Annotated in this window: 7 protein-coding genes and 1 tRNA gene; 7 read left to right on the forward strand and 1 reads right to left on the reverse strand. The window is 75.3% G+C overall.

Features of this window, described 5'->3' with window-relative positions; all coding sequences use genetic code 11:
- Positions 1–291: 291 nt before the first annotated feature.
- On the reverse strand, positions 292–2,421 hold the full coding sequence (locus tag ABTY61_RS26275) for an asparagine synthase-related protein (RefSeq protein WP_350507537.1): 2,130 nt from the start codon (positions 2,419–2,421) through the stop codon (positions 292–294).
- Between the two features lie 710 nt (positions 2,422–3,131).
- On the opposite strand from ABTY61_RS26275, the gene ABTY61_RS26280 reads away from it, so the two are divergent.
- From ABTY61_RS26280 to ABTY61_RS26310, 7 genes are all read left to right on the forward strand, one after another.
- Entirely contained in the window at positions 3,132–4,559 is a 1,428-nt protein-coding gene (locus ABTY61_RS26280) for an NsdA family TPR-like regulatory protein (protein WP_350507538.1), read from the forward strand.
- A 612-nt stretch (positions 4,560–5,171) separates the two neighbouring features.
- A complete protein-coding gene (locus ABTY61_RS26285) occupies positions 5,172–6,761 on the forward strand; it encodes a TROVE domain-containing protein (RefSeq protein ID WP_350507539.1) in 1,590 nt (529 codons plus the stop codon).
- Between the two features lie 414 nt (positions 6,762–7,175).
- Positions 7,176–8,411, forward strand: a complete 1,236-nt coding sequence (gene lhgD / locus ABTY61_RS26290; protein WP_350507540.1) for an L-2-hydroxyglutarate dehydrogenase — start codon at positions 7,176–7,178, stop codon at positions 8,409–8,411.
- Positions 8,412–8,493: 82 nt separating this feature from the next.
- Positions 8,494–9,324 carry a tRNA (guanosine(46)-N7)-methyltransferase TrmB gene (trmB, locus tag ABTY61_RS26295; protein ID WP_350507541.1) on the forward strand — a complete coding sequence of 277 codons (831 nt, stop codon included), beginning with the start codon at positions 8,494–8,496 and terminating at the stop codon, positions 9,322–9,324.
- Positions 9,325–9,440: 116 nt separating this feature from the next.
- On the forward strand, positions 9,441–10,832 hold the full coding sequence (locus ABTY61_RS26300) for a PrsW family intramembrane metalloprotease (RefSeq protein WP_350507542.1): 1,392 nt from the start codon (positions 9,441–9,443) through the stop codon (positions 10,830–10,832).
- 65 nt (positions 10,833–10,897) lie between these two features.
- Positions 10,898–10,971 (forward strand) — tRNA-Met (locus tag ABTY61_RS26305).
- A gap of 194 nt (positions 10,972–11,165) precedes the next feature.
- Positions 11,166–11,993 (forward strand): hypothetical protein, encoded by an 828-nt coding sequence (locus ABTY61_RS26310; protein WP_350507543.1) that lies wholly within the window; start codon positions 11,166–11,168, stop codon positions 11,991–11,993.
- Positions 11,994–12,235: the final 242 nt, after the last annotated feature.

A 12,235-nucleotide genomic window follows, 5' to 3' on the forward strand; every position in this document is an offset into this window, starting at 1 on the left:
GGTCTGAAAATCACCCGTCACGCCCCTCTCCGCACCCACCCCCTCCACCGCCCCCTCCCGCAGCGCGTCCCTCTCGCCTGGGGAAGGGGAGGGGGTGGTTGGGGTGGGTGGGTTGGTGCGGGTGAGTGGGTGGGTGGGGTGGGGGTGGGTGGGTTGGTGCGGGTGAGTGGGTGGGTGGGGTGGGGGCGGGTGAGTGAGTGGGGGCGGGTGGGGTTGAGGGGTGGGGTGTTGTGGGCGCGGGGGGGCGTTGTCCGCGCGCCCTCCGGGATCGTCCCGCATGCCTGCGGTGGGTCAGGGGGTGAGGGCTGGGGGTTGGGGGTGGGGGAGGCCGGTCCAGCAGGCGCCGTGGCGGCGGGCGCGGAGGCGGCGGAGCCAGAGTTCGGTGGAGACGAGGTCGGCCAGGCCGGCGAGGGCGGCCGGGGAGAGGGGGGTGGCGGGGTCTGCGAGGCCGGCGCGGACGGCGGGGAGGTCGATGAGGCCGGCTTCGGCGAGGAGGGGGGCGTCGAAGAGTTCGGCGAGGCCGTCGGCGGCGAGGCGCAGGCCGGCCCGGGCGGGGGCGGTGCGGTCGGGGCGGGGGCCGCGGCCCCAGTCGGGGGGCAGGTCGGTGCGGCCGGCGCCGGTGAGGACGGCGTGCAGGAGGGCGTGCCGGGCGCCGGGTTGGAGGCGGACGTCGTCGGGGAGCAGCCGGGCGGCGCGGACCACCTGGTTGTCGAGGAAGGGCGCGTGCAGCCGCTGGCCGGGCCGTTCGGCGGCGTGCAGGAGCGTGCGGTAGGAGCGCGCCTGGCGGTAGAGGGCGTGGCGGGCCCGGTGCGCGCCGGGGTGCTCCTCGGGCGCCGGTCTGCGCGCCGCCAGCCGTAGCCGTAGGGCCACCGAGGAGAGCGCCTCGTCGGAGAGCCAGCGGGCGGCCGGGCCGGGGACGCACCAGGCGAGGTCGACGGCCGAGCGGTCGCCCGCCGTGCCCGCGCCGTCGGGGACGTGCCGGGCGGTGAGCTTGGCGGCCGCCTCGTCCAGCGCCTCGGCATAGCGGACCCGGGAGAGCCGGTGGGCGGCCCGGACCACGGTGAGCGGGGTGCGCAGCGCACCGGCCAGCACGCCCGCGGCGGCCCGGTCGGCGCCGGCCAGGGCGGCGACCGGGGGCAGCAGTTCGCGGGGACGGCCGGCCCGGATGAGGTCGGCGAGCCGGGCCGGGTGGCCGTCCAGGACCTGGCGGGCGCCGTAGCCGGTCAGGTGGTCGGTGCCGCCGGCGTCGAAGCGGGCGCCGGCCCGGGCGGCGGCGACGAGTTCGGGGCCGGGCTCGTCGGTGAGCGGACCGGACTGCGGGTCGGCGCGCAGGACGGCGTACGGGAGGGCGTCGGGGCCGGGGTCGAGCACGGTGTGCCGCAGCCGCGGGGTGTCGGGGGCGAGCGCGAGGGTGGTGGGCGGTTCGGTCTCGCCGAGCGTGACGGCGGCCAACTGCTCGGGGGCGGACGGGCCCTGGGCTGCGGTCCGGACCCAGGAGCCCTTGACGGCGCCGGTCCTGGCCCCGGCGGCCGGTCCGGTCGGCGTGCCGGGCGCACCGGTCGGGCCGGCCGGCAGCGGTACGGCCGCGGCGAGCAGGGCGACGGTGGCGGAGGCGGTCCCGTACGAGAGGTCGACGCCGAGCCGGGCGCGCCCGGCCGGCTCGGTGGCCGGTGCGGGGGTGCGGACCCGGGAGCGGACGGATTCCAGCAGGGCGCGGGTGAGTTCGCGGATGGCGGGGGCCTCGTCGCGCGGCTGTTCGGCGCCGGGCGGCTCGTCGTAGGCGTCGAGGTACGGGCGGCCGCCGCGGACGGCGAGCACGTGGCCGGGCGGCACCCGCTGGACGCCCAGGTACGGCGTGCCGGTGCCGAGCGCCTCCGGGGACTCCGGGCAGGCGAGCCGGGCGGCGAGGTGGCCGGTGTCCAGCGCGGCGCCGACCAGGTCGGCGAGCGGCAGGGCCGCGGTGGCGTACGCGGTGCCGCCGGCCCAGGGGGTGTGGAAGACGGGCTGGGTGCCGGCGAGGTCGGTGAGCAGCAGGGTGGAGCGGGTGCCGGTGCGCAGCACGACGGTGTAGCTGCCGGGCCAGGCGGTGAGGTGGCGGACGGCGCCGCCGCGGGCGGCGGCGAGGCCGGCGGCGAGTTCGGCGTCGGTGGCTCCGCAGTGGCCGAGGACGGCGAGCCGGGTGGTGGCGGGGGTGTCCGCGACCGGGTCGGGGGAGGTGGGGCCGGTGCTGACGGTGGCGCGGGCGCCGGGGCGGAGGGTGACCAGGCGGATCTCCTCGGGCCGCCAGTCGCCCACGGCCCAGAGCGGGTTGGGGCCGGTCCACAGGGGGCGGGCGGCGATCGGGGCGACCGTGGCGAGGGCCTCGTGCACCGGCGCGCCCGCCCGGGGCGTGCCCGTGCTCCAGCCCGTCAGCCACCGCATCGCGCCTCCACCGGACGAGGACCTGCACTCGCGCGGCGCGTCCGGCGTCGGGCGGGCGGCCGGGGGCGGCCCGCAGGCGCGTCCGGGCGTGCCCGCGTTCCGGCGCGCCGTCAGGAGACATCGTGCCACCACCGGGCGCTGCCGGGGCCGGTGTTGTCGGTTCCGCTTCCGTTTCGGCGGGACCGGGGCGGGTGTCGGCACCGGGTCCGGGGTCGGGGTGGGTTCGGGCGGGCCGGGCCTCCCCCTCCGTGGCCCGGACCGCCCGGGCGGCACCCTTGACATGGGCATCGCGAGATGGCCGAAAGGCGTCGCCCAGCCCGGGAGGGCATCCGCATGCCCTCCCGGACTTCACCGCCGCCCGCGGGGATTGAGGCGGCGGCATCCCCCGGCCCGCCGGGTCCTCGACGGCGGGCCGACCCACGACCACCAGCGAATCGCCGAGCAGCCGGTCGGGCCAGGGGGCACGGCCGGGCGCACGTGAACACGGGACCGGAGCACGGCGCTCCGGCGCGCGGCCCGGCCGAACCGCTCCGGGTGGTCCGGACCAACCGCCGCGGGGGCCCGGCGCTCCACCGCCGGGTGCGCGATCCCGCCATCCGGAATGCGGCCTCTTAACCGTCGGAACGCGTCCGACTACTCTAGGTACAGCAGCTACGGCCCGGTGCCGCCCGGGCCCCGCGCACAAGGCCGCAGGAGGTGCCCCCGCCACCATGACCGTCAGCCCACGAGGACCGAACGAACGGCTCGGCACGCTCCTGACCCTCGCCCAGATCAGCAACGCGGGACTGGCCCGCCGGGTCAACGATCTGGGCGCCCAACGCGGTTTGACGCTGCGCTACGACAAGACCTCGGTGGCCCGCTGGGTCAGCAAGGGCATGGTCCCGCAGGGGCCCGTCCCGCACCTGATCGCCACCGCGATCGGCGGCAAGCTCGGCCGGCCCGTCCCGCTGGAGGAGATCGGCCTGGGCGACACCGACCCGGCGCCCGAACTCGGCCTGGCCTTCCCGCGCGAGGTCGCCGACGCGGTGCGCTCGGCGACCGACCTGTTCCGGGTCGACCTCGATCTGCGCCGCGGGCCCGGGGGCGGCCGCTGGAGCGACAGCCTGGCCGGCACCTTCTCGGTCGCCGCGTACGCGACGCCCGTCTCCCGCTGGCTGATCAACCCGGCGGACGGCTCGGTGGCCCGCGAGGTGCCGCGCTCCCCCAGTGAGAACTCCTCGTACCGGGTCGGCCACTCGGACGCTGTGAAGCTCCGCGAGGCCGCCCAGGAGGCCCGTCGCTGGGACTCCAAGTACGGTGGCGGGGACTGGCGTTCGTCGATGGTGCCGGAGTGCCTGCGGGTCGAGGCGGCGCCGCTGCTGCTGGCCTCGTACAGCGACGCGGTCGGCCGGGCGCTGTTCGGCGCGACCGCCGAACTGACCAGGCTGGCCGGGTGGATGGCCTTCGACACCGGGCAGCACGAGGCCGCCCAGCGGTACTACATCCAGGCCCTGCGGCTCGCCCGGGCCGCCGCCGACGTGCCGCTCGGCGGGTACGTGCTGGCCTCGATGAGCCTGCAGGCCGGCTACCGGGGCTTCGCCGAGGAGGCCGTCGACCTCGCCCAGGCCGCGCTGGAGCGCAACCGCAGCCTGGCCACCGCCCGGACCATGAGCTTCTTCCACCTGGTGGAGGCACGGGCCCAGGCCAAGGCCCGCAACGCGGCGGCGTGCGCGACGGCGCTCGGTGCTGCGGAGAGCGCACTCGAACGGGCGCGCGCCGGGGATCCGGATCCGGCGTGGATCGACTTCTACGCCTACGACCGGCTGGCCGCCGACGCCGCGGAGTGCTTCCGCGACCTCGGAGTGCCCTCCAAGGTCCGGCAGTTCACCCGCGAGGCGCTGGCCAAGCCCACCGAGGGCTTCGTCCGTTCGCACGGCCTGCGGCTGGTGGTCTCGGCGATGGCCGAGGCCGAGGCGGGAAACCTGGACGCCGCGGTCGCCGCGGGCGAGCGCGCCGTCGAGGTGGCCGGCCGGATCTCCTCGCAGCGCAGCCGGGAGTACGTGGTGGAGATGCTGCGGCGGTTGGAGCCGTTCCAGGGCGAGCGCCGGGTGCGGGAGTTGACCGAGCGGGCGCGGGCGGTGATCGTCGCTCCGGCGTGAGCCGCCGGAGCCGACGGAACGGCCGCGGAATCGGCCGCGGAATCGGCCGCGGAATCGGCCTGGCGATAAAGGGGATGCGCTGGGGAGAGGGGCCTGGATAAGGTCTCTCTCGTCCAGGTGCGCAGGCAGAGGTTACTTCCACTCTTAATGGGCGGGTCGCGGGTTCGAGTCCCGTCATCGGCTTCACGCCGGTGTAGCTCAGTCGGTAGAGCAGCTTCGTCACCTCAGCCGAATCCGAACTCTGGACACCCAGACGTGAATAGAATTCCGCACCTCCCGGTGCGACGGCAGCGGTTACTTCTGTGGAGTGCCCCTTTCCAGGGGTGCGTTGAAGCCGAGTTCCATCGACCGCGGCCACATCTGATCTCGGGAGGCAGCTGCGCTTCGGAGTGCCCGGTGCGCAGGCGGGGGTTACTTCGGATCTTGCGGTTCCGGGTTCAATTCCCGGGCGTGCCGTGCGCGAGTGCGGCCGCTAGCTCAATCCGGTAGAGCACAAGGCATATACCTCCGCCGACGCCGGTCGTCGCACGACGACCGGCACGATCTCGGGCACCCCGGCCGCAGCATGCCTCCCTCCCGCTGACGACCGAGCACGCCGAGGGGGGCTGCAGCATGTCCAGGTTCAACATCCGCAAGGCCAAGACGGGTCCGAAGGCGGATCCGAAGTCACCGGTGACCACGACCGGCGCACGCACGGCCAACCACAACGGCGGCACCGGGTTCGTCCGGGACGGCAAGTCCGAGCTGTTCCTGCTCGCCGTGGCCAACCTGGTCGGCCAGGACACCTTCTACGAGAGCGGCGGCAAGCGCGACGACCGCTACACCGCGCTGGTGCGCGGGCTCGCCGTCAGCGACCCGGAGTGGACCCTCGGGCTGCTGCGCTGGCTGCGGCACGGTGCGCAGCTGCGCACCGCCGCGCTGGTCGGCGCCGCCGAGTTCACCCGGGCCCGGCTGGACGCGGGCGCCCACGGATACTCCCGGCAGGCCGTCGACGCCGTGCTGCGGCGGGCCGACGAGCCCGGCGAGCTGCTCTCGTACTGGACCTCGCGCTACGGCCGGGCGCTGCCCAAGCCGCTCAAGCGCGGTGTCGCGGACGCGGTGCGCCGGCTGTACGACGCCCGTGCGCTGCTCAAGTACGACACCGCCGGCAAGGGCTACCGCTTCGGTGACGTCCTGGAGTTGACCCACCCGGCGCCGGACCCGGCCAAGCCCTGGCAGGGCGCGCTGTTCGGGTACGCGCTGGACCGCCGGCACCGGCCGGAGGAGGCCGCGCCGCCCGCCGCCGACCGGATGCTGACCGCCAACCGCGAGCTGCTCGCGCTGCCGGTCGAGCAGCGCCGGACGGCCGTGACGGCGAAGGACGGCGCGGAGCGACTGGCAGCAGCCGGACTGACCTGGGAGGCGCTGGCGGGCTGGCTGCAGGGGCCGTTGGACGCTCCGGTCTGGGAGGCGGTCATCCCCTCCATGGGCCCGATGGCGCTGGTCCGCAACCTGCGCAACTTCGACCGGGCCGGGGTGTCGGACGAGGCCGCGGCCGAGGTGGCCCGGCGGATCTCCGACGAGGGCGAGGTACGGCGCTCGCGCCAGTTCCCGTTCCGCTACCTGGCCGCGTACCGGCACGCGCCCTCGCTGCGGTGGGGGCACGCGCTGGAGACGGCGCTCGGCCACTCGCTCGCCAACGTGCCCGAACTGCCCGGCCGGACGCTGGTCCTGGTCGACCGCTCAGGCTCGATGTTCGACCGGCCCGGCGCGCAGACCCAGCTCAACCGGGCCGACTCTGCGGCGATCTTCGGCACCGCGCTGAAGGTGCGCGCGGCCGAGGCGGACCTGGTCGAGTTCGGCAGCATCAGCCGGGTGGTCGAGGTCGGCCGGGGTGAGGCGGTGCTGCGGGTGCTGGAGCGCTTCTCCAACCTCGGCGGCACCAACACCGCCGAGGCCGTCCGCAGCCACTACCGGGGCCACGACCGGGTGGTGATCGTCACCGACGAACAGCCCGGCTTCGGCTACCGGGGCAGCGACCCTCTCGACCTGATACCGGCCCACGTCCCGGTCTACACCTGGAACCTGGCCGGCTACGCCGCGGGCCACGGCCCGAGCGGCGGTGCCAACCGGCACACCTTCGGCGGCCTGAGCGACGCGGCCTTCCGGCTGATCCCCCTCCTGGAGGCGGGAGCCGACGCCGGCTGGCCCTGGGAGGTCTGACCAACACACGGCCGGACGGGGGCGGCGGTGGCGCACGGGGTCGGGGGCCCTGCGCGCGACCGCCACGGCCGGACCAAGGGGGGGCGTGGCGCGCGGAGTCGGGGGACTCGGCGCGCCACACCACGGCCGGACCGGGGGACCGGCCGCGCCCGGGGGCGAGGTGGGCGGCAGGAGACACTGCCGCCCACCTCGGCATGCCCCGGATCGAACGGGTGGTCGAGCGGGTGAGGGACGCGTAGCCGCGCGGCGGAGCCTTGACGGGCCGACCGACGCGCGACTTCCGCCCCGCCCGTCACGCGGTCTCGACCCCCGCGTGGAGCCGTGGCAGCATCTGCGGCGGAAGCCGGTGGGGCAGCGGACGAAGCCCCGTACCGGCACCGGCGACGGCGGCCCGGCAGTGACGAGGAGCGCAGCGTGGCGGACGAGTTCGATGTCGTGGTGGTCGGCGGCGGGATCGTCGGCCTGGCCACGGCGTACGCCCTGACCCAGGCGAGGCCCGGGCTGCGGCTGGCGGTGCTGGAGAAGGAGACCGGCTTCGCGGCGCACCAGACCGGGCGCAACAGCGGGGTGATCCACAGCGGCGTGTACTACCGCCCCGGCTCGTACAAGGCCCGGTTCGCGGTCGAGGGCGCCGCCGAGCTGGTGGAGTTCTGCCGCGAGCACGGCATCCCGTACGAGGTCACCGGCAAGCTGATCGTGGCGACCGGCGAAGCCGAGCTGCCCCGGTTGGCGGCGCTGGCCGAGCGCGGGCGGGCGAACGGCATCCCGGTCACCGAGCTGGACCGGGCCGGGATCGCCCGGTACGAGCCGGCCGTGGTCGGGCGGGCCGGGCTGCACGTCGGCACGACCGGCATCTGCGACTTCCCCGCCGTCGCGACGACGTACGCCCGGCTGGCCCGGGAGGCGGGCGCCGAACTGCGGCCCGGTACGGCGGTGCGGGCGGTGGACCGGCGCCGGGACGGGGTGACGGTCGGCACCGCCGCCGAGGAGCTGCGCTGCCGGGTGCTGGTGAACTGCGCCGGGCTGCACAGCGACCGGATCGCCCGGCTGGCCGGGGACGACCCGGGGGTGCGGATCGTCCCGTTCCGCGGCGAGTACTACGAACTGGCCGAGCACCGCCGGGACTTGGTGCGCGGCCTGGTGTACCCGGTGCCCGACCCGGCCTTCCCGTTCCTGGGGGTGCACCTCACCCGGGGCATCCACGGGGACGTCCACGTCGGCCCGAACGCGGTGCCCGCGCTGGCCCGCGAGGGGTACGACTGGCGAACCGTCCGCCCGGCCGACCTGGCCGAGACCCTCGCCTTCCCCGGCACCTGGCGGATCCTGCGGCGGCACTGGCGGTACGAGGTCGGCGAGTTGCACCGCTCGCTGTCCAAGCGGGCGTTCACCACGGCCGTCCGTCGGCTGCTGCCCGCCGTGACCGCCGCCGACCTGGTGCCGGCCACGGCCGGGGTGCGGGCCCAGGCGGTGGCCCGGGACGGCTCGCTGCTGGACGACTTCGCCTTCGCCGGCTTCGACCCCGGGGACCCGCGCTCCCCGCGCCGGACGGTGCACGTGCTGAACGCCCCCTCCCCCGCGGCGACGGCCTCGCTGCCGATCGGCCGCGAGGTGGCCCGCCGGGCCCTGGCCGCGCTGGAGGCGGGCGGCTGAGCCCGCGGCCGGGCCCGGGCCGGATGAGCCCCGTCACACACCCCTCCGGGCGCCCCGCACGGCCCCGTAGACTCGGGTGATTGTGACTGCCACCGCCCCGATCCCCCAGCAATCGCCGTCCGCCCGGCTGTCCGCGGCGCCGGCCGCCTACCCCGCGCCGATGTACCCGCACAAGGCCACCGAGGAACAGCACCGGGAGCGGCGCATCCGCAGCTTCCAGCCGCGCCGGGGCCGGATGACCAACGCCCAGGCGGGCGCCCTGGACCGGAGCTGGGAGACGTACGGCGTCCCGATCGACGGCACCCCGCTCGACCTGGGGGAGCTGTTCGGCGGCCTGCCGGTCACCCTGGAGATCGGCTTCGGCATGGGCGAGACCACCGCCGCGATGGCCGCCGCCGACCCGTCGACCGGAATCCTGGCCGCCGACGTGCACACCCCCGGCCACGGCAACCTGCTCGGCATGCTGGAGCGCGACGGTTCGCAGAACGTCCGGCTGGCCGCCGGCGACGCCGTCATCCTGCTCCGCGACATGCTGCCGGACGCCTCGCTCGCGGGCCTGCGGGTCTACTTCGCCGACCCGTGGCCGAAGCCCAAGCACCACAAGCGCCGGCTGGTCCAGCCGTCCTTCCTCGACCTGGTGCTGCCCCGGCTCGCCCCGGGCGCCCTGGTGCACTGCGCGACCGACTGGGAGCCGTACGCGGAGCAGATGCTGGACGTGCTGTCCGCCTCGCCGGAGCTGGAGAACCTGCACCCGGAGGGTGACGGGACCGGCTGGCTGGAGCCCGCGGACCACCCGGACGGCAGCGTCCCCGGCTACGCGCCCCGGCCGGACTGGCGGCCGGTCACCAAGTTCGAGCGGGCCGGGATCGCCAAGGGCCACGTGGTGCACGACCTGCTGTTCCGCCGCCGCTGAGCCGTCGGCACCCGTTCGAACGGGCCGCGGCGGCCTGACCGGGCGCTCGGACCCGGGACGAACGGTTCGTCCGGAGTCCTCCCGACGGGCCGCCGCCGTGGCCTACCCTGAGCCGCATGGGCAGCCCGTCCGGCGGCGGCCGGGGAGCCTGGCTGGGGCGGGCGACCGCCCGCACCGCCGCCGACGCACCGGGTACGGTCCCGCGCACCGGCGGCACCCGGACGATCCCGGGGCCCCGGAGGCGCCGGGCCGACCGGCTGCTGTCCCGGCCCGGTGGAGCGCCACAGACCGCCGCGCCACCGACCGCCGCGACGACGGCCCCCGACACAGCGGCCGGCACCGGCACCGGAGCCCGCACCGCCGGCCCGGGCGCGGCGCCCCGGGCCCGCAGCCGCTGGACGCCGCTCTCCTCGGTCACCACGGCCACCGTGCTCACCCTGCTCTGCTGCGGGGCGCTGATCCTGCACCTGGTCCAGCGCCAGACCGGCACCGTCGGACTGCTGGTGGGCCTGGGCCTGGCGATGGTGCCGCTGCCCTTCGTCCTGGGCGGCCTGGCCTGGCTCAACCTGACCGCCCGGGTGCCGCTGCGGCACACCGTGTTCTGCCTCGGCTGGGGCGCCTGCGCGGCCACCACGGTCGCGATCCTCGCCAACAACTGGACCGCCGACTACCTGACCGCCCACCACAACGCCTTCGGCGGACTGCTCGGCGCCGGGGTCGCCACCCCGGTGATCGAGGAGAGCGCCAAGGCCACCGCCCTCCTGGTGCTGCTGCTGCCGCTCGGCCGGCGGCGCTGCCGCGGCCGCCGCACCGGCCGCCCCTGCGCGCCGCTGCTGCACCGGGCGCCCGCGCCCCGGCGCCCCCGCCCGTACCAGCGCCGCCCGGCCGGACCGCACGCCCGCGGCCGGCTGCGGCTCCGCCCGTACCTGCGGCCGCTGCCCTACCTGCGCCCGGCCCCGCCCGCCCCGGGCTCTGCGCACCGCCGCTCCCGACCGCGCACCCTGGCCGCCGGGATGGTGCTCGGCGGGACGACGGCCTGCGGCTTCGCCTTCACCGAGAACGCCCTCTACCTGGGCCGGGCCTTCAGCACCGACCAGCGCAACCGGCTGGACAGCATCGGCCTGGGCGATCCGCCCAGCCTGCGCGACTTCGACAGCACCGTGCAGACCTTCGTGCTGCGCGCCCTGCTCTCCCCCTTCGCCCACCCGCTGTTCACCGCGCTCACCGGGATCGGCCTGGCCGTCGCCCTGACCACCGGGCGGCGCTGGCTGGCCCGGCTGGCCGCGCCCGCCGGGCTGCTGCTGGCGATGGTGCTGCACGGCACCTGGAACGCCGCCGCCGACCTGGGGACAGACGGGTTCCTGGTGGTCTACGGGGTGCTGATGGTGCCCTGCTTCGCGGCGCTGGTGGGCTTCGCGCTGTGGGCCAGGTCCCGTGCCGCGCGGCACGGCGGGCGGCCCGGGAGACGGGCCGGGACAGGAGCCGGCACAGGGGCCGCCCGGGGGTAGCCGAGGGCGTCCCGAAGAACCGATTTCCCATCTCGGCGACTTCCCCGTATTGTTGTGTTCACCGACGCGGGGTGGAGCAGCTCGGTAGCTCGCTGGGCTCATAACCCAGAGGTCGCAGGTTCAAATCCTGTCCCCGCTACTCAGTAGCCAAAAGGCCCGGAGGATTCTTCCTCCGGGCCTTTTGCGTTTCCCGACACGGGCAGAGCACGGTCCTGCCACGAAGCGGTAACGGCGCCCCATTCCAAGATCCGCTGTCATAGCGCTCCTCCATACTGAGGAAAAATTCATCCAAGTGGGGGGCGGCGGGACCGTGCCCTGGATAAGGAACGACCCATGCTGTCGAAGCGCCTGGTGAGCACCGCCGCGATCTGCCTCCTGCTGGGAGCCGGCACGGCCGCCTGTGGCGACAACAAGGACTCGGACAAGGCCGCCGCGCCCGCGGGCACCACCGCTGCGGCGGCTCCGACTCCGACCGCCACGCCGACTCCGACCCCGACCGTGGCGAAGCTCGACACCGACACGCTGAGCGCCAAGGAGATCGAGCAGAAGGCTCAGGACGCGGTCTCCGCCGCGACCTCGCTCAAGATGTCCGGCAAGATCCCGAGCGACGACGGCGTGATCACCATGAACATGGCGATGGACACCAAGGGCGACTGCCAGGGCACCATGGCCATGCCCGGCATGGGCTCCTTCGAGATCATCAGCGACGGCAAGCAGTCCTTCCTCAAGCCGGACGCCCAGTTCTGGAAGACCTTCGGCGGGCCGAAGGGCGACGCCGTCGCCGAGCTCTTCAAGGGCCGCTACCTGACCGGCTTCGACGGCGACCCCCAGATGAAGCCGATGATGGACTTCTGCAAGCTCACCTGGGTGAGCGAGATGCTGGGCAACGACAAGGGCACCGCCCCCACCAAGGGCACCGCCGGGACCGTCAACGGGGTCAAGACCTTCAGCCTCAAGGAGAAGGACGAGAAGGGCGAGGAGTCGCTCCTCCACGTCGCCACCGAGGGCAAGTTCTACCCGGTGCGGATGGAGAAGACCACCGGCGCGGACAAGGGCCAGATCGACTTCACCGACTTCGACAAGCCGGTCACCGTCCAGCTGCCGTCGCCCGACAACGTGATCGACTACACCAAGTTCCAGGCCAAGGTGAAGAGCGCCTGAGCGGCGCCCGCGAATAATCCGTTGCCCTCCCCACAGGGGGCTGCCTACAGTGGCAGCACACTGAAAGGAGGTGATCCTGAGTTGAACTCCATCAGGATGTGTGAGGTGGCTGCTCGCTAGAGCCGCCCCTGCCTGCGCAGGGTGAGGCCTTGGCCTCCGGCAGGCGAAATCCACAGCAGTCACCCGGCCCGCAGGCTCACCGGTACATCCCCGGTGCCTCGACGCCAGGCCAGTGCACGGGC

Origin of the sequence: Kitasatospora sp. NPDC096128, assembly GCF_040303105.1 — a bacterium.
In the GTDB taxonomy this organism is placed as follows: domain Bacteria; phylum Actinomycetota; class Actinomycetes; order Streptomycetales; family Streptomycetaceae; genus Kitasatospora.